Origin of the sequence: Paraburkholderia sp. D15 (genome assembly GCF_029910215.1) — a bacterium.
Taxonomy (GTDB): domain Bacteria; phylum Pseudomonadota; class Gammaproteobacteria; order Burkholderiales; family Burkholderiaceae; genus Paraburkholderia.
Genome location: NZ_CP110396.1, coordinates 2,797,847 through 2,816,511 on the forward strand (window position 1 = coordinate 2,797,847; position 18,665 = coordinate 2,816,511).

Annotated in this window: 16 protein-coding genes; 15 read left to right on the forward strand and 1 reads right to left on the reverse strand. The window is 66.1% G+C overall.

The window, feature by feature from the left end; translation table 11 throughout:
• Nucleotides 1-145: 145 nt before the first annotated feature.
• Nucleotides 146-649 (forward strand): low affinity iron permease family protein, encoded by a 504-nt coding sequence (locus LFL96_RS32315; protein ID WP_281001952.1) that lies wholly within the window; start codon nt 146-148, stop codon nt 647-649.
• A gap of 124 nt (nt 650-773) precedes the next feature.
• Here the strand turns inward: LFL96_RS32315 and LFL96_RS32320 are convergent, their stop codons facing one another.
• Complete coding sequence (locus LFL96_RS32320) at nt 774-1,154, reverse strand: hypothetical protein (protein ID WP_281001953.1); 381 nt, start codon at nt 1,152-1,154, stop codon at nt 774-776.
• Nucleotides 1,155-1,509: 355 nt separating this feature from the next.
• On the opposite strand from LFL96_RS32320, the gene LFL96_RS32325 reads away from it, so the two are divergent.
• From LFL96_RS32325 to LFL96_RS32390, 14 genes are all read left to right on the forward strand, one after another.
• On the forward strand, nt 1,510-1,812 hold the full coding sequence (locus tag LFL96_RS32325; RefSeq protein ID WP_281001954.1) for a hypothetical protein: 303 nt from the start codon (nt 1,510-1,512) through the stop codon (nt 1,810-1,812).
• 30 nt (nt 1,813-1,842) lie between these two features.
• On the forward strand, nt 1,843-2,835 hold the full coding sequence (locus LFL96_RS32330; protein ID WP_281001955.1) for a sigma-54 dependent transcriptional regulator: 993 nt from the start codon (nt 1,843-1,845) through the stop codon (nt 2,833-2,835).
• Nucleotides 2,836-2,884: 49 nt separating this feature from the next.
• Nucleotides 2,885-3,130, forward strand: a complete 246-nt coding sequence (locus LFL96_RS32335; RefSeq protein WP_281001956.1) for a hypothetical protein — start codon at nt 2,885-2,887, stop codon at nt 3,128-3,130.
• Nucleotides 3,131-3,687: 557 nt separating this feature from the next.
• The gene (tssC, locus tag LFL96_RS32340; RefSeq protein ID WP_281001957.1) at nt 3,688-6,339 is read left to right on the forward strand and encodes a type VI secretion system contractile sheath large subunit; all 2,652 of its coding nucleotides are present in this window, start codon (nt 3,688-3,690) and stop codon (nt 6,337-6,339) included.
• A 36-nt stretch (nt 6,340-6,375) separates the two neighbouring features.
• Nucleotides 6,376-6,942, forward strand: a complete 567-nt coding sequence (locus LFL96_RS32345; RefSeq protein ID WP_281001958.1) for a type VI secretion system tube protein Hcp — start codon at nt 6,376-6,378, stop codon at nt 6,940-6,942.
• Nucleotides 6,943-7,003: 61 nt separating this feature from the next.
• On the forward strand, nt 7,004-7,414 hold the full coding sequence (gene tssE / locus LFL96_RS32350; protein ID WP_281001959.1) for a type VI secretion system baseplate subunit TssE: 411 nt from the start codon (nt 7,004-7,006) through the stop codon (nt 7,412-7,414).
• A complete protein-coding gene (tssF, locus tag LFL96_RS32355) occupies nt 7,411-9,255 on the forward strand; it encodes a type VI secretion system baseplate subunit TssF (RefSeq protein ID WP_281001960.1) in 1,845 nt (614 codons plus the stop codon). The genes tssE and tssF overlap by 4 nt, the downstream gene beginning before the upstream one ends.
• A complete protein-coding gene (locus tag LFL96_RS32360) occupies nt 9,219-10,733 on the forward strand; it encodes a type VI secretion system baseplate subunit TssG (RefSeq protein ID WP_281001961.1) in 1,515 nt (504 codons plus the stop codon). The genes tssF and LFL96_RS32360 overlap by 37 nt, the downstream gene beginning before the upstream one ends.
• Nucleotides 10,730-13,420, forward strand: a complete 2,691-nt coding sequence (locus LFL96_RS32365; protein ID WP_281001962.1) for a contractile injection system protein, VgrG/Pvc8 family — start codon at nt 10,730-10,732, stop codon at nt 13,418-13,420. The genes LFL96_RS32360 and LFL96_RS32365 overlap by 4 nt, the downstream gene beginning before the upstream one ends.
• A gap of 7 nt (nt 13,421-13,427) precedes the next feature.
• Entirely contained in the window at nt 13,428-16,076 is a 2,649-nt protein-coding gene (locus LFL96_RS32370; RefSeq protein WP_281001963.1) for a DUF2169 domain-containing protein, read from the forward strand.
• Nucleotides 16,073-17,191, forward strand: coding sequence for a pentapeptide repeat-containing protein (locus tag LFL96_RS32375; protein ID WP_281001964.1), 1,119 nt, complete (start codon nt 16,073-16,075; stop codon nt 17,189-17,191). Before LFL96_RS32370 ends, LFL96_RS32375 begins: the two co-directional genes overlap by 4 nt.
• Entirely contained in the window at nt 17,188-17,757 is a 570-nt protein-coding gene (locus LFL96_RS32380) for a DUF3540 domain-containing protein (protein WP_281001965.1), read from the forward strand. Before LFL96_RS32375 ends, LFL96_RS32380 begins: the two co-directional genes overlap by 4 nt.
• 4 nt (nt 17,758-17,761) lie before the next feature.
• Nucleotides 17,762-18,148 carry a PAAR-like domain-containing protein gene (locus LFL96_RS32385; RefSeq protein ID WP_281001966.1) on the forward strand — a complete coding sequence of 129 codons (387 nt, stop codon included), beginning with the start codon at nt 17,762-17,764 and terminating at the stop codon, nt 18,146-18,148.
• Nucleotides 18,145-18,615 carry a hypothetical protein gene (locus tag LFL96_RS32390; RefSeq protein WP_281001967.1) on the forward strand — a complete coding sequence of 157 codons (471 nt, stop codon included), beginning with the start codon at nt 18,145-18,147 and terminating at the stop codon, nt 18,613-18,615. Before LFL96_RS32385 ends, LFL96_RS32390 begins: the two co-directional genes overlap by 4 nt.
• Nucleotides 18,616-18,665: the final 50 nt, after the last annotated feature.

An 18,665-nucleotide genomic window follows, 5' to 3' on the forward strand; every position in this document is an offset into this window, starting at 1 on the left:
TTTGCGATGTTTGCGGCAGTCAGGCCGCGCACCGCTGCCGTAACGTAATAGCTTGCCTCCGTGTGTGCCGTGTTGGTGTAACCAACGCGGCACGCAAAATGCTGGTAGCCGGTGTTAACCGAAACTACCTTCGACGGAGGCAGCCATGCGAGAAACCGCGCCGCGTTCCCACGCAGACAGCCTGAGCACCGTGCCCGACACCGCGAGTCCGGCGTATGCGGCCAGTCATCCCGTCACACGCGCATTCGATGCATTCGCCAGTTCGGTAACACGCCTCGCCGGCTCGCCGGTCGCTTTCGGCGTGGCGGCGATCACCGTGCTCGTGTGGGCCGTGACGGGGCCGCTCTTTCATTTCTCCGACGGCTGGCAACTGGTGATCAACACAGGCACGACCATCATCACGTTCCTGATGGTTTTCCTGATCCAGCAGAGCCAGAACAAGGACAGCGTGGCGGTACATCTGAAACTGAATGAACTGCTAGCGTCGCACCGCGCGGCAAACGATCAATTGATCGGTATCGAAGATGCTTCCGAGGACGAATTACGGCGTCTCGCCGCCGCTTATTTGCGGCTCGCGAGCCGCGCGCATCGCAACGACGAGGAGAGTGTCGATGTGGATGCGTGCATGGAGAAGCCACTCAGGCCGTAAGACGGGATTTGATTCAGATTGCTAATCAGTTATCGAAGCAGTTATCGAAGCTTGTCCGAAATTGATTAGACCGCGATGCAATCAAAAACGACGGCGATTAGATTCGCCTCGCTATTCTTTTCGTTCAGCGCACTATCTCAACCGCCGCAACGTCATTCTTCACGCTCAGCACATTGCCTTCGGGCGTGATGATGCGGGGGATGTCAGTAGCGCGCGGCGCCACGACGGGCGGTTTCACGCTATCCGTTACACGCTTGCCGGGCAGGGCGCGCGCAACAGGATCCGCGATGCGGCGCGTGGCAACCTTCGGCGTGTGACGCATGGCGAGCTGAGTTTTGGCATTGCCGCCCTTGACGTTCGCCGCCGGCTTTTGCAATCGCGCCTCGGGCGGATTCCATATCTCGACATAGTGTTCGCCGGCCACGGCCGCGGTCGACACGGCAGTCGACGCGACGATCAGCGCCGATGCCAGCACCCGCCCGCCTGGAACCGTCAATCGAAACATGTCTTCTCCTCAGCCTGTCGTGTTCAAACGTATTCACGCGTGTTCAGGCACCTTCAGGTGCCGCGCGAAGGACTGTACATTCATACAGCTTTTTTCGCAATCGGGAGATGATCGGCTTGTTGTCGAGCGAGAACATTGTGCGTGCATTTCTCGTGGACAAAACACGTCGCCATTGGCATGGACATTTCGCGTCGGCGTGCTGCGCGCAGTCATGGTTTTTTTCGCTAGCTACACGCGCCGCGATTCGCTATGCTGCGGTTCTCCGTCGTCGGGATAACGTGTTTTCTTATGCAGTTAGCACAGCTTTATTGCAATTAATTGAAATACGACATAGGACGGAGCGCATATTGGGAATATGCGAAATGCAACACGCAATGCAACAGCAAGCAACACCGAATACAACAAGAACGACAACGAACCTGAAAGATCCACGCACCGGTATTTCCAGAAAAAATCATCGGGCAACAACGCAGGTGGCGCGCACGAAGCGCATTGCTGCGGTATCGCAAGGCCGTTCCGAACGGCCGGCAGCTTCGGAGCACGTGCGTGCGTTTTGCCGCCCGGCATTCGATGTAGCAATACGCTTGATTGGACATTGCGGCAGCGCGGCGTCGCTCGACAAAGCAAAGAAGCAATCGGCGGTGCAATCGCGGATTGACAAATCTATAGACCAGGGTTTGGGGTGCGCATGGATCAGTTCGTTCGTCTTAATCTGCTGGGATCGTCGCCGGCCATGCTGGCGATGAAACGGCAGATCGAAAAGATCGCGAGTGTGGACGTGCCGGTCACGGTACTCGGCGAGACAGGCACGGGCAAGGAATTGGCGGTGCGCGCCATTCACTATCTCGGCGAGCGCAAACAGCGCGCGTTCGTGCCCGTCAATTGCGGTGCGTTGCCGGAAATGCTCGTCGAAAGCGAGCTGTTCGGCCACGAACGCGGCGCGTTCACCGACGCGAAACTCGAAAGTCCCGGCCTGATCGGTGAGGCGGACGGCGGCACGCTGTTCCTCGACGAAATCGACGCGCTCGGGCTCAAGGCACAGGCCTCGCTGCTGCGCTTTCTGCAGGACGGCACCTATCGCCGCGTCGGCGGCACGCGCATCCGTCAGGCGAACGTGCGCATCGTCGTCGCGACCAATGCGAATCTCGCCGAACTCGTCGAGGCTCGCCAATTCCGCCGCGATCTGCTGTACCGGCTCGACGTCGTCACGCTGCGCATTCCGGCGCTGCGCGAACGCGGCGAAGACCGGGTCGAGCTCGCGCAGGTCTTTCTCGACCGGCTGCGCAAACGCTATTCGCGGCACGAGATGCGTTTAGACGCGCAATCGCTGGACTATCTGCGCGAACATGCGTGGCCCGGCAACGTACGCGAACTCGAAAACGCGGTGCATCGCGCGTTTTTGCTGGCCGAAGACGATCGTGTCAGCGTCGGTCCCGCTACCACGGCAGCGGTGAGCGCGGCGGGCGGCGTGGGAGACATGGCCGGCGTGGGCGAGCTGCCGCGCGGTTTCAAGACCGAGAAGGCCGCCGCGATCGCCAGTTTCGAGGTCAACTATCTGCGGCGTCTGCTGGCCGAATCGAACGGCAATCTGTCGCTCGCCGCGCGCCTCGCGGGCGAGGAGCGCAGCGCGTTCGGCAAGCTGGTTCGCAAGCACGGTCTGGCCCGTGACCGCTCGAATTGACGGGGTCGCGCATGCCGCCACGTCGTAGCGTGAGACGACGGATCGTATCGTGATCGACGACCAGACGCGCATCGCCGCGCTGCATATCCTGCGCTATCTGCTCGACCATCCGGCCGCGGCGGATACGGTCGAAGGCGTGCATTTCATGTGGATCGGTCCCGAGTCCGCGTATCTATCGCTCGATGTGACCCAGGCCGCGCTCGAGTTGCTGCTCGAGCAGGGGCTCGTCGCGTGCGTGCCGATCGGCAGCCGTTTGCTGTGGCGCGCGCGGCGCAATTCCGCGGCATTGGGCTGAGTCGCGTCAACCCGCTTACGCCGGATCGTTCGACACCGGCGCATCTCCGTTTCATCCCCTTCGTCCAATTCATCGATGCACGCCGAGGCAGGCGTCGTGTCGCGCATCCGTATTGGCGGCGCGTTGTCAGCGCGTCGTGTCGTCGACGCAGCGCGAGGGCACTGCGATTGCTTTGCAACTGCTTTGCAACTGCATCGAAAGTGCATTGCAACGGCGTCGCGAGTACACGCATCGCTGGGTGAAATCCAACCCACGGTGAGGCGATTGCATCCCACCGCGAACCGTGCCGAGCGCATCGCCGCGCAACCCGCGCCACCATGCATTGGCATCGATTTCAGCGCGACGACATCACCGCGCCGGACTGGGTGAATTCCCGCTCACCGCGCACGTTTCACACGCGGTCCATCGCTGCTGCGTCAGCCCCGCCCAGCAAGCGTCGCGCCATCCGGAGCGTGAACTGGCACGAAGCTTGTATGAAGAATGGCCGGGAGAAGCATCCGATCAGGCTGAGTCTGGTTCGCCTTCTCTTTCTTAACCGATCGAAGCGAGGCGAGCACATGGGGTTTAGAGAGGACGACAACGTCCAGCAGAAGTTGACGCGCGTGCGGCCACCGCGCGTCAAGATCACCTACGAGGTGGAGACCGGCGGGGCATTGCGGGCGACGCAGTTGCCGTTCATCGTCGGCATCTTCGCGAATCTTTCCGGCGACTCGGGCAGCGCGGATCTTCCGTTTCCGTACAAGCAGCGCGAGTTCATCGAGATCGATCGCGACAATATTTACGACATCATGAAAGCGTCGGGCGCGAGCGTCGATCTGTCGAAGGTCGCGTTGCCGCCGACGACACCCGGCGGCCAGCCCGAACACGATCCGACTCAGTTGACGTTCGAGACGCTCGACGATTTCAAGCCGATGTCGGTGGTCAAGAAGGTGGGGCGTCTTGCCGCCCACAACGCCGCGCGTAGCAACGTGCGGATGCTGCAGGCACGCGCCGAAATCGACGACGCGCTCGCCGCGGCGCTCGACCGGACCTGTGCGCCGGATCAGGGCGCGCTGCGCAAGGCGATCGCGGACAAATACGCGGCCGCAGCGACGGCGGGCGCGAATGGTACCAACGGCGGCAACGCTTCGGGCGGAACGAACGGCGCGAATGCCGCCAATGGTGCCAACGGCGCCAACGGTGCAAATGGCGCCAACGGTGCGAACGCATCGAACGGCGCCAATGCATCGAACGGCGCAAGCGCTGCCGCCGGCAACGCCAAGCCGACCCCGCAGGACAACTGGCGCAAGCTCGGCGTGACGCCGGCCGCATCGGACGCGCTGCTGCCCGCCGCGCAACTGACCGCGGACAACGTGCTGGAGCAACTGCTCGGCCATCTGGTGACGACGCAACCGCCAGCGGCACCGGCGAACGGCGCGGGCACGCAGAACGGCAACGCGCCGCAAAACGGCGGCGGGGCACAGGGCGCACCGCAAGCCAATCCGCAAGCGCCCGCGAAGGATGCGAACGGCGGCGCGCAGGGCGAAGCGGCCGGCGCTCAAGGCGCGGACCAGGGCGGCGATAAAGGCCAAGGCGCACAGGAAGCACAAGGCGCACAGGGAGCCCAAGGCGCACCCGACAACGCCGCGCAAGCCGCACCGAACAATGCCCAAGCGCAAGCGGCAGCAGCGGGCACACCCGCACCGGCCGCAAACGCGAGCGGCAACGGCAATGCAGCCAACGCCAACAACGCCCAACCCACCCCCGCCGACTGGTCCGACGCCCTCGTGCTGCTCGGCTACTTCAACGACGTGGTCCTCACCACGATCGACGCGCAGCAGCCGCAGCCGGTCCCGACGATGCATGCCGCGCAGTGGATCGACGCCGCCGTCGTCACGATCGACGCGACGCTCAGCGCGAATATCGACGCGATCCTGCACGCCGACTCGTTCCAGACGCTCGAATCGACGTGGCGCAGCATCGCGAATCTGGTGGCCAACACCGAGACCGGCACGATGCTGAAGCTGAAGGTCTTCAACACGCGCCGCGAGGAGCTGTCGAACGATCTGGAGAACGCGGTCGAGTTCGACCAGAGCCTGATGTTCAAGCTCACCTACGAAGCCGAATACGGCACGCTCGGCGGCAATCCGTTCAGCGTGCTGGTGATGGACTATCCGATCGGCAACAGCTTCCTCGACATCGAGTTCCTCAGCAAGGTCACCCAGGTCGCGGCCGCCGCGCACGCGCCGCTGATCGCGGGCGCGGCGCCTTCGATGTTCGGCCTCGACGACTACTCGCAACTCGGCAAGCCGCGCGATCTCGCGAAGATCTTCGAAGGCAACGACTGGATCTCGTTCAACGAATTCCGTCAAACCGAGGACTCGCGTTACGCGACGCTGGTGCTGCCGCGTCTGCTGCTGCGCCTGCCGTACGACTACACGGTCTCGCCGGTCGGCTTCAACTACATCGAAGATATTTCGAGCGACGGCACGCGCCCCAGCACCGATCCGAACAACCTGAACGCGGATCAGAACGGCGTGAAGTTCGCCGATATCGATTCGGACAGCAAGTTCCTGTGGGGCAATGCGGCCTACGCACTCGCGCAGCGCATCACCAATGCCTTCGCGCTGTATCAGTGGACCGCGGCGATTCGCGGCGAAGAGGGCGGCGGTCTGGTGGACGGTCTGCCGCTGTACCAGTACCGCACCGATCGCGGCTCGCAGGTGCTGTTCTGCCCGACCGAGGTGGCGATCACCGACCGTCGCGAGAAGGAACTGAGCGACCTCGGCTTCATCGCGCTATGTCACAGCAAGGGTTCGTCGAACGCGGTGTTCTTCGGCGGCCAGACGGTCAATCTGCCGATCACGTATCTGTCCGACGAAGCGAACGCGAACGCGCAATTGTCCGCGCGTCTGCCGTACATGCTCGCGGCGTCGCGTTTCGCGCATTACGTGAAGGTGCTGGTGCGCAAGAAGGTGGGCGGCTTCCAGAATCGCGCGACGCTCGAAGCGTATCTGAATACGTGGATCGCGCAGTACGTGCTGCTCGACGACAACGCGACTCAGGAAGTCAAGGCCAGCTATCCGCTGCGCTCGGCGAGCATCGTGGTGACGGAAGAACCGGGCTCGCCCGGTTCGTACAAAGCCACCATGTTCCTCAAGCCGCACTTCCAGCTCGAAGAACTGACCACCTCGATCCGGCTCGTGGCCGACCTGCCCAAGGCGGGCTGATCGCACATTACGCGCTCTTTACGTTAAGGAACAACGATGGACCTCATACTGTTGCAGCCGGGCGACCCGGACGTATTCGGCGGCCCGAACAACTGGGACAACGGCGGCAGCCTGATCGACAACACCTGGCGCGATCAGGTGCTGGCGCTCGGCGAATGTATCGAACTCGTGTCCGTGCATCAGGGCATGAAACAGCAGATCACCACCGACGTCAGCAACTCCGCGCGGACCTCGGGCCGGCCGATCATCACCGAGTTCACCTGCACCAAATACGTCGACAAGACCTCGGTGAAGTTCTACGAGTACTGTCTGCGCGCGCAGCCGCTCGGCAAGGGCAAGGGGCAGCCCACCAAGCTGTACATCGCGCGCAACTCGGGCGATCTGACCGGCAACATCATGACGTTCCAGCTGCGCGACGCGATCATCAGCGAGATCCAGTTCCAGTCGCATCCGGACGACATGCCGACCGAGCAGTTCAAGCTCAACTTCACGGAAATCCTCTGGACGTACACCGTGCAGCGCGCGGATACGCAACCGGCGGGTAACCTCGCGACCGGCTGGTCGATCGCGCGCAACCGTCCGATCGGTCAGTTCACCGACTGAGCGAGGCGGTCCGCCGCTTCGTCACGTTCGCCTCGTCCGCTATCCACAGGGTCCACGCGTCATGCGCTATCTGTTCGAACGCCTCGCCGCCGCGACGCCCACCTCGGCGGCGCAAGCCCGGCCCGTGGATCTGCGCGAGGCCGTGGCCGAGCAGATCCAGCGCATGGTCGCGACGCGTCCGCGCAGCGCGGGCGACGCGAGCGATCTGCTCGGTTTCGGCATGCTCAACGTGGTGGACGTGTCGGCTAACGGCGGCGTGGGTCTCACGCGCTACGCCGCGCGTCTGAAGCGGATGATCGAGCGCTTCGAGCCGCGTCTGGCGAACGTCGAGGTGACGCTCGTGCCGGACGCGAATCCGCTGATGCCGAACCGGCTGCGCGTGTCGGGCGTATTGCGCAGCGCCGAGGCGCTGCCGTTTCGCGTGCTGCTCGACGCCGCCACCGGCGCCGCGCTGGAGGTGATGGTGCGATGAAGCTCGCCGATACCACGCTGGCCGATTACTTCACCGCGGAACTCGCGGCGCTGCGCGGCGACGCCGCGATCTTCTCGCGCAATTTTCCGGCGGCGGCGGGCGCGCTCGGCTTGAGCCAGGGCCGTTCGACCGATCCGCAGGTGGAGTTGCTGGTGCAGTCGTTCGCGTTTCTCGCGGGACGTCTGCGCTATCAGCTCGATCTCGGTCAGGCTTCGCTGCCCAATGCGCTGACCGATTATCTGTATCCGCATCTGTCGGCGCCGTTGCCTTCGATGACGATCGCCGCGCTCGACGTCAAACCCGACGGCGCGAATTTCGCCAAGCGTCAGGTGCTCGAACGCAAACGCCTGATGACCGCGCAAGGTCACGATGTGCGCGGCAATCCGGTCGCGTGCCGCTTCATGACCTGCTACGACACGCCGCTCGTGCCGCTGAAGATCGACTCGATCCAGCTCGCCGCGCCGAGCAGCCGCTCGCTCGATCCGGCCGACTGGAAGAACCCGAATCTGCGCTCGCTGCTGAGCGTGACCCTGCATCGCACGGGCACCGGCACGCTGAGCGAATTGCAGCTCGGCACGCTGCGTTTCTACCTGAACTGCGCGCCGAACGATCTGCGCACGTTCTACGAAATGCTCGCGCTCGGTCTCGCGAAGATCGTCGCGCAGCCGCTCGATGGCGACGGCAAGCCGGCCGGCGCGCGTCAGGAACTGCCGGCGAGCGCGCTGACGTGGCGCGGCTTCGCGCAGGACGAAGCGATGCTGCAGGTCAGCGCGAACACGCATCCCGGCTACCGGCTGTTGCAGGAATACTTCGCGTTCCCCGAGAAATTCCTGTTCTTCGATGTCGAGGGACTGTCGTTCACGAGCGGCGCGACTTCGTTCGAACTGATGTTCGTCGGCACGCAGACGCTCGATGTGGTGGCGACGCTGCCGTCCGATCTGCTGCGGCTGAACTGCGTGCCGCTGATCAACCTGTACCCGCAGCGGCTCGAACCGATCGCGCTCGATCACACGCGCTACGAGTATCGCCTGCAAGGCAACGCGGGCGATCATCGTTACTGCGAGGTGTACGCGCTGACCGAGCTGTACTCGACGCGTCCCGGCGATGCGCCGCGTCCGCTCGCGCCGTATTTCTCGATGGACGATTTCCAGCGCCTGCAGGGCCAGGACTATTTCTACATGACGCGCCGCGAAGAGGCGCAACTGGGCGACGTGCAGGGCACCGAGTTCTACGTGTCGTTTCTCGACGCCACCTTCAACATCGCGAAGCCCGCCGACGAAACGCTCGGCGGCTCGGCGCTCTGCACCAACCGCAATCTGCCGGAGCAGTTGCGGCAGAACGATCCGCTGCGTCTGGAAGGCGCCGGGCCGGTCGCGGGCGCGATCATCGTCAGTCCGGTGACGCCGCATCAGACGCCGCGCCTGATCGGCGCGCGGCCGTGGGCGCTCGCCGCGCAGCTCGCGTTGAACCGGCTGTCGCTCGCCGACGGCCCGCACGCGCTGGCGGCGCTGAAGGACCTGCTCAAGCAGCACGTCGGCATGCGCGGCGAGAGCGGCTTCAAACAGATCGACGGCATTCGCGACATGCGCACCGCGCGCGTGATGGTGCGCCGGGGCGACGACGCGTGGCGCGGTTTCGTCGACGGGCTGCGGGTCGATCTGTGGCTCGATCGCGCGAGTTTCGCGGAAGGCAGCGTGATTCTGTTCGGTGAAGTATTGCGGCATTTCTTCGCGCTGTATGGCGCGGTCAACGCCGGGGTCGCGCTGCGGATCAGCGTCAACGATATCAAGGGAATTCTGCGCGAATGGCCCCAACTCGTTGGCCTCCAGCCGGTTCTGTAGAAGACCTGCTGTTCAATCAGCCCGAACGGATCGACGTGTTCCAGCTCGTGCGGCTGCTGCGCGTGCGCGATTCGTCGCGCCCGGCGGTCAGCCGGCGTCTGAAGGCGCTGCTGACCTGGCGGCTGATGAGCGGCGACGCCGACACGCGCAGCTTCGCCAGTTTCGCGCGCCGCCTGCGCTTCGCCGCGGATCTGTCGCCGGCGTTTCCGGGCGTCGAGGTGACGGCGTGCCGCCGGCTCGAACCGTCCGATCTGCTCGACACGCCGGGCGGCAAGGCGGCGATGCGGCGCATGCAGGAGGTGGCGGAATACGACAGGGTGACCGGCGCGGCGCCTGATTCCGCCGCTGCCGTTTCGGCGCAAGCTGGTGCTTCGGGTAGCCCGGCCGACACGCCACGCGCCGACCCGTTCAACGACGCGCGCGCCGGCGCGTTGAACCAGGCGCTGCGCAGCGTCGTGAAGGGCGAGATCGTCGAGATCCGCACGCCGAACTACAGCGTGGCCAGCGAGCTTGGGCCGCTGCCGGAGCCGTTCCTCGAATGGGTGCGCGACCGTCTGCGCGACGACGACGCGACCTTCGCCGCATTCCTCGACGTGTTCAATCACCGCATCAACGTATTGCGGCATCAACTGAAAGCGACCCAGGACGTGGCGCTCGATTACGCGCTGCCGCAGGACACGTTGCAGGCGGATTTTCTCGCGAGCCTCGCGGGCATGGCCTCGCTCGACGCGGAAGCGCAGATCGTGCTGCCGCGCCGGGCCTGGCTCGGCATGACCGCGACGCTGGCCGATCCACGCCGCAGCGCGACCGCCGCGCTGACCGCGCTGCGTCAATACCTCGGCATTCCCGGCACGCAGCTCGAACAGCTGGTCGGCGACTGGCGGCCGCTGTCCGCCGCGCAATGGTCGGGACTCGGCCGGCAGGGCACGCTTGGCGGCGATGCGGTGCTCGGCACGCAGGTGTGGGACGAGATGGCCGGCGTGCGCCTCGTGGTGCCGAACGTCGACTACGACCGTCTGTGCTGCCTGTTGCCGCCGCCATGGCAACCGCCGGAGCTGCAGGAAGCGCTGGCGCGGCACGAACGGGAGCGAGCCCATCGCCACGAGAGCGCCGCCGAAGCCGCCGCGGACGCCGACATTCCGCTGAACGGCTACAGCGGTCTCGCGGCGATGGTGCGTTTGCTGTTCGACCGGCGCGTCGATTGCACGGTCGAGATGACCACGCCCGCCGCGTATCTGCCGGCGTCGCTGCTGAGCGCGACGCCCGGCACCGGCGTCACCGCGCCGATGGTTCCGCTGAGCGCCGCCGCATTGCCGGCCGGCGTGCGCTATCGCGGTCTGCGGCTTGGCCAGACGGCCTGGCTCGCGGTGCGCTCCGAGGCGTTCACGCAACCTGCCGTGGACGACGATGCCGCGCAGCCCGAGCTTCGCACGGTCAGCTATGCGATCGCGGGCGATCCGCCAGGAGCGCTGCAATGAGCACGCCTGGCACGATCGGCAATATGGCCAACATCGGCATCACGCGCATCGAGAAGATCGACGGCCCCGCGCCGGCGGTGTTCCTGCACGTCGCGATCTTTTTGCCGGGCGGCTACCTCATCGGCGCGGAGCGTTTTCGCGCGACTAAAATCAGCGGCCAGGAACAGGTCTCGCAGCCGTTCGAGTTCCAGCTCGAACTACGCGCCGACACGGTCACCGGCAACGCGCCGCCGGTGCGTTTCGAGCAGTTGATCGGCCGGCCGGTGACCTTCGGGATCGACCGGCCGGACTTCCGGCTGCCCAACGACAGCACGCTCGACGCGCTCGCCGGCGCGTCCAACGATCGCTTCGCCGCGGCGCTTGGCGGCGGCGCGGCGGACCCGACGCTGTCGCTGTTCAACGGTATCGTCACGTCGTTCTCGATGAGCGAGCCGGGCGTCTACAAGGCCAGCGTCAAGCCGGCGCTGTGGAAGCTCACGCTCACCAACCGCTACCGGATGCTGGTGCAGCAGAGCGTCGCGCAGGCGATCGAAACCTTGATGCGCGAGCACGGCGTGACGTTCTCGCTGAACGGCATCGCCGGCACGCACAACCTTGCGCAGACGCGCGTGCAGGACTGGATGCAGGCCGGCGAATCGGACTACGCGCTGTTGCAGCGTCTGATGGCCAAGGCGCAGATTCATTATTTCTTCACGCATACCGGCGACAGCCACACGGTGGTGTTTTCCAACCGCCCGCAATATCAGCCAATTCCGTTCGACCGGCCGCTGCGCTACACGTCGACCGACACGAGCGCGCTCGGCGTCTCGCAGGCCGACGTGGTGTCGCAATACACGTACGAACAGTCGCTCGTGACGAGCGGCGTGGAATGCGTGCTCGCGCGCCAGCAGGAATCGTGGGACGTGGACGCGATTCCGACGTTCCAGACGTTCGCGGCCACGCCGGCCGATTCGGGTGACCTGCCGTTCGTGCAGTACCGTCAGTTCCAGTACGGCGTGAGCGACTGGCAGGCGCGCGAAACGCTCGGCCTGTCCGAAGCGTCGCGGCGCGGCTCCGCCGAAAAGTTCTCCGGCGCGAGCACCTGCGCGCAGATGCGCGTGGGCCACAGCTTCCTGCTGCAGATGCCGGCCGGCGGCGCGGCCGGTCAAACCATCCAGCCGTCGCTCGACGAACAGCGTTTCGTGCTCACCCAGGTCTCGCACGACGCGAGCCTCGACGGCGACTATCACAACAGCTTCAGCGCGACCGATCCGTCGAGCCTGATCACGCCGTTCTCGATCGAACAGACGCAGCAGGGCTCGCTGCTCGCCACGGTGGTGGACGCGGACGGCAGCACCGCGCCGAAAGACTGGCGCTATTACACCAGGCAGAACTTCGAGATGGTCACGAGCAATCAGACCGATCGCGATGCGAGTCCCGCGACGCTGAATGCGAAAGGCGTCTACGTGAATTTCGCCACGGATCGCGCGCTGAATGCGGCCGCGCAACCGGTGTGGGTGAAGCTCGCCGGGCACATGCAGACGGTGCCGGAAGTCGGCGTGACGGTGGTGGTGGCGCGCGCGCAGGACGAGTCGGAGTTGCCGGAGATCCAGAGCATCGTGCATGCGAACGGCTCGCACGTGGTGACGCCGTCGGGCTGGACCGCGAATACGTCAGTGGGCAACAACTATTCGACGTCGTACAGCGACAGCAAGAGCATCCGCTTCGGCGCGACCTCGGACGTGAGCGACAGCACGCTCGACACGGCGATCGATCAGGTCACGAGCGCCTACGCGAGCGGCCAGTATCGCGACGCCAGCTATTCGCAGGGCGGCAGCTACAGCTATGCGGTCTCCGAGAACAAGGAGAAGGGACTGCTGAGCCGGTCGTATTCGTACGGCAGCAGCTTCGGCCATAGCTGGGCGTTGCAGCAGCAGAATTTCTCGGCGGTGGGCAGCACGTACAACCAGAGCGTGGTCGGCAAGTCGAGCCCGGATGCCGCGCAGCCGTCGCCGTCGCCCGCGCCGGACGCGGTCAGCGTCAGCGTGAACGACGTGTTCGGCGACACCTACGGCACGTCGTCGAACTTCGGCAACGTGAAGAACTACAGCACGGTCACGGGCGATTCGTTGTCCGAGAGCACCGTGACGGGCGTCAGCACGTCCAAATCGACCATCACCGAAAGCCGTTCGACCTCGGTCGTCGGCAAGTCGACCAACAGCAGCACGACCGGCGTGTCGGAAAACAGCAGTATCACCGGCACGTCGAGCGGCACCAACGTGATCGGCTCGTCGACCGAACACTCGACGATCGGCAGCTCGCACAGCAATTCGCTGACCGGCACCCAGAACAGCACGAGCGTGACCGGCAGCGCGGATGTGACGAACATCACGGGCATGTCGTCGTCGACCTCGATGACCGGCGTGCAGACTTCGATGAACATGGTCGGCGTGTCGAACTCGATCGACATGCAGGGCGCGGTCTCGTCGGTCAGCATGGTCGGCGCGTCGAATCGCGTGAACATGTCCGGCGTGACGTCGGACGTGACGCTCGCGGGCGTGCAGAGCCAGGTGACGATCTCGTCGGAGAGCCACACCATTTCGCTGGCCGGTCCCGGCTTGCGGATCTCGGAAGAAGCCGCCGTGCCCGAGATCAAGATGTCCAATGCGACGATCACGATCGTCGGCGTGATCCAGATCTACCTGTGAGCGCCGCATGAAAATCGTCAAACCGTTGACCCTCGGCACGCTGACCCGCTCGTATCTGATCGGCGGAGAACGGCGTTTCGTCGTCTCGGCGCTGGGCTTTTTTCCGCTCGGCGTGCCGGCGCAGCGCTTCGCCGCCGAGAACGAGCAGTGGCCCGCCGTGTTGAAGACGCTGGCCGCGCAAGGCGTCACGCAGCCGCTCGACGAAGTGCTGCCGAAGTCGCGCGCCGAGCTGCTGGTGTGCGGCAGCGCGTATGCGCCCGGCGGCAAGGCGGTCGAGCGGATGCAGGTGAATCTGCAGGCAGCGGGTATCGACAAAACGCTCGACGTGATCGGCGAGCGCGCGTGGCGCTACGACCCGTGGCTGCGCATCGACCAGCCCAAGCCGTTCGTCACCATGCCGCTTGCGTACACGCATGCGTTCGGCGGCGCGCATCATCCGGACAATCCGGTCGGCTGCGGCTATGCGCGCAACCGGCTGGCCGCGCTGGTCGGCGTCAACAGTCTGCCGATGCCCAACGTCGAGTTGCCCGGCACGCCGGTGCGGCGTCACTGGGTGCGCTATGCGCCGGCCGGCTTCGGTCCGCTCGCGTTCGACTGGCAGACGCGTTCGCGGCACGCGGGGCGCTACGGCGCGAAGTGGCTGGACAGGGAAGCGCCGGGTTTTTCGTCGAGCGCGGCGCCGGCGTTGTTTCAGCGCGCACCGGTCGACCAATGGCTCGACGGTTATCTGCAAGGCGGCGAAGCGTATCGATTGAGCGGCATGCATCCGCAGCGGGCGGCGATCGAAGGGCAGGTGCCGCCGTTCGCCGCGCGGGCGTTCATTCAACGCAGCGGCACGGCGGCGCTCGAAGAGGTCGCGCTGAAGTTCGATACCGTGTGGTTCTTCCCCGATCTGCTGACCGGCGTGGCGATGTATCACGGCGAGGTCGCGCACCAGCATTCGCTCGCTTTCGACATCGATGCGGTGATGGTGGGTTACGAGCATCGCGACCGGCCGCGCTCGTTCGCGCACTATGCCGATGTGTTCGCGCGGCGCACCGATCCGGTGGAGGCGGCCGCGCATCTGTTCAACGAATCGGACCTGGCCGCCGATTACGACGAAGCGACGCGTGTCGTGCGCGCGGCGGCGAGCGCGATGCGGGCCGAGCAGGCGGAGGCCGCGCAGCAGGCGATGGTCGATGCGCAGCTTGCGGAATTTCATGCGGTCACCGGGATGCCGGTGAAGGAGGCGGCCGCTACCGCCGCGCCCGCCATGCCGACGCGCTTGCCGCGACTCGACCGCGTCGCCGTCGCGGAATCGGATTTCGATCTCGCGCCGATTTTCGAAGGCGCGAAGACCATGATCGCCGAGGCGCGTGCCTATGCGGACAGCTTGCGCGCCGCGTTGCCGGAACTGCCGAAGCCCGCCGCGCCCGACCCGGCCGTGCGCCGTGAAAAAGCCTGGGCGCGCGTGAGCGTCGCCGCCGTCGATCTCGTGCCGCTCGATCCGTCGGCGAGTCTCGTGCCGCCGGACCGGGCCGCGAAAGCGCCTGCCGCAGGTACGGCCTTGTCCGCCACCGGCGTCCCGCAACTCGACGCCGCGCTCGCCGCCCAGCCCGCGCAAGCGCGCGCCGCGCGCCGCGCGAGCCTGCGCTACACCGACCCCGACGGTCCGCTGCCCGCCGACCTCGCACACTGGCTCGGCCGGCAGGTCGAGCAATGGCATCGCGCCGGCGTGCTGCTGGCGGGCCGCGATCTGGCCGGCCTCGACCTCTCGGGTCTCGATCTGAGCGGCGCCGATCTGCGCGAAGTCCAGCTGGAAAACGCCGATCTGCGCAACACGTCGTTCAACGGCGCGCGTCTCGATCGCGCCGTGCTGAGCGGCGCGCAACTCGACGGCGCCGATTTCACCGGCGCCACGCTCGCCGATGCGAACCTGTGCCACAGCAGCGGTTCGGCGATCGGTTTCGCGGGCGCCGATCTCACGCGCGCGTGGGCGATCGACGCGCAATGGCCGCAAGCCGATCTGAGCGACGCCCGTCTCGATCATTGCCTCGCCTCCGGCATCGGCCTGGCGGGCGCACGGCTCGCGCGCGCAACGGCCACGCAAGCGGTGCTGATCAACGCGCTCGCGCCGTCGAGCGACTGGCAGGCCGCGCAACTCGCGGCCACCGTGCTGATGCGCGCGGACCTGAGCGGCGCATCGTTCGCGGACGCGACGCTGCGCAAGGCGGTGCTGATGGACGCGACACTCGCGGGTGCATCGTTCGAACGCGCGACGCTGGTGGACGTGGCCGCGGGCGGCGCCGACGCCGACTGGTCGAACGTGCGCGCCGCCGGTCTGCGTGCCGAACATTGCAGCTGGCAGGGCGCCGCGCTGCGCGGCAGCGACTGGCGCGGCGCGACGCTGGCCGCGTGCGATCTGGGCCGTACCGATCTATCGCAGGCACAACTGGCGGACGGCCAGTTCAGCGGCTGTCTGTTCACCGCCGCGACGCTCGCGGGCGCGCGTGCCGAACGCGCGAATCTGTTCCGCGCGGTATGCCGCGAGGTGAACTTCAGCGACGCGTCGCTGATCGGCGCGAGCCTTTATCAAGCCGACACCAGCGACGCGCAGTTCACCCGCGCCGATCTGCGGGACGTGAAGCTGGAAGCCGGCAGGAGGGCGATCGCATGAGCGCGCTGCCGTCGATCACCGCCGCACCCGCTACGCCCGCCACGGCCGCGGCCTTCGCCGTCATCGCGAAACAGCGCGCGCTCGGCCGTCCCGTCACCGAACTCGATCTCGCGGGCGCGGATCTGCGCGGCGTCGATTGGTCCGGTCTGGTGTTCCAGAAGGTGGGTCTCGTGGGGGCCGACCTGCGCGGCGCCGATCTGAGCGCGGCGCGTTTCATGTACTGCGACCTGTCCGGCGCGCGGCTCGCCGGCGCGACGCTGACGCGCGCCGCGCTGATCGGCTGCACTTGCGTGGGCCTCGACATGGCGGGCGCCGACGCGCAATTCCTGACGCTGATGCAATGCGCCGCCGCCGGCTCCGACTGGCGCGGTGCGACGCTGCAACAGTCGACGCTGTCCGGGACCGTGCTCGCCGGCGCGCGCTTCGGCGGCGCGACCTTGCTGCGCAGCGTGCTGTTCGGTTGCCAGGTGGGCGGCGCGGATTTCAGCGCCACGCGTCTCGATCAGGCGGCGCTCGCCTCCACCGATCTGCGCGCGGCCACCTTGACCGGCCTCGACGCCGACACCTCGGTGCTGATGGACTGCAATTTCGCGGGCCTCGCGCTGCCGGCGATCAAGCTGGTGCGCTGCACGCTGCAAGGCTGCGATTTCAGCGACGCGGATCTGCGCGACGCCACGCTGACCGAGTCGAACTGCCGTCAGGCGATCTTCGCGCGCACGCGGCTCGGCGGAGTGCGCGCCGAACGCGCGCTGCTGCTTGCCGCGCAACTGAGCGACCTCGATCTGTCGCGCACCATCTTGACCGGCGCGATGTTCGCCGACGCGCAACTCACGCGCGTGCGGCTCGACGGCGCGCACATCGAACAAACGGTATGGCACCGGAGCCGTCTCGTCGACGTGAGCTTCGACGGCGCGCAGCTGTCGTACGCGCAGTTCGACCACGCACGCGGCACGCGGGTCTCGTTCGAACGCGCGCGGCTCGAACACGCGAGCCTGCACGATGCGGTGTTCGACGAGGCGTCGTTCGCCGGCGCGCGCACCTACCGGATGAAATCCACCGATACGGCGCTGCTCGACGCCGAGCGCCCCATGTTGCAACTGGAGACCCTTAGATGAACGACGAGTTGCTGAAACACCGGCACGCGGCGCCGCTCGCGCCGCATCTGCAGGAAGCCTCGGTCGCGGTCGAACTCGACGGCGGACGCTTTCTGCTCGACGACGGGCGCGTCGCCTCGACCGCGCTGACCTGCCTGATCGAGCCGCGCGTCGGCGATGCGGTGCTGCTGGTGGAGCGTGCCGATACGAGCCGTTACATCGTGCATATTCTGGCGCGCAACGCCGATGCCGGCGCGGCTCACCACGACGCGACGCTCAGCGTGCCGGGCGTGCAGAAACTGACGATCGCCCAGGCGTCGATCGATATCGTCGCGACCGAGCGCGCCGCGCTGCGTTCGATGAAGCATGCGGACATCGTCGCCGCGACCGGCACGCTCAGCGTGAGCGCGAACGATCTGTTCCGCAGCGTCGCGCAGAGCGTGGTGGACGCGTTCAAGGATTACGTGGGCCACGCCGAACACTATCTGCTCGACGTCGATCAACTGCTGCGCCAGCACGGCAAGCAGGTGATGGTGACGGCCGAGAAAGACGTCAAGGTCGACGCCGACCGCATTTCGATGGGTTGATGCCATGTTCGCCAATACCAACCTCGGCGTGCTCAATTTCGCGTTTCCGGACGTCTGCAAGTTGTTGCCGATTCCGATCCCGTTTCCGTTTCCGAATTTCGCGCTGTCGTTCACGCACATTCCGTCGGTGTTCAACGTGATCTTCGGCGGCGGCCTCGCGGAAAACCTGATGACGCAAGGCACGATCAGCCTGGGCGACATCTCGGCGGGCGGCGTGGTCTCGCAGATCGAGATGGGCCCGGACCGGCCGCTGCTCGGCAGCTTCAAGGTGATGGTCGGGGTGATGTTCGCGACCCGTCTGACCACCATGACGATGCAGAACGGCATGCCGCCGAACGCGGTCGGCATGTCGATCACGCCGGCGCAGTTTCGCGTGATCCTGCTGTCATGAGTGGGCTGCCGTCACGTCGTTGCGTGCTTGCGCTGGTGTCCGGCTGCGCGCTGGCGCTGCTGGCCGCGTGCAGCTGGTTCGGTCCGACGAAGACCGCGCTGCGCGGCGTGACGGTTTTCGCGCAGAACGGCGCGAACAACGCGAGCGCGACCGCGCTCGACTTCGTGTTCGTGTACGACGCGACCAGCGCCGCATTGCTGCCGCGTACCGGGCCGGACTGGTTCGCGCGCCGCGCGGCGCTGCTGCTGTCGCTCGGACCGAAGGTCGAGGCGGTGTCGGTGCAGTTGCCGCCGAACCAGAGCGCCGCGCCGGTGCCGCTGCCGGCGCGCTACAAGAAAGCGCTGGTGGTTTATTGCTATGTGAATTTCGCGGCGCCCGCGGGGCAGGGCGTTGCCGATCTGACGCAGTACAAGCGCGTGGCGATCACGCTAGGCCCCAACACCGTCACGTACGACGGCACGCAATGAGCGTGCAGGTCGAGCCGTTTGCAATAAACACAGCCGCAGCACTTGCCGTA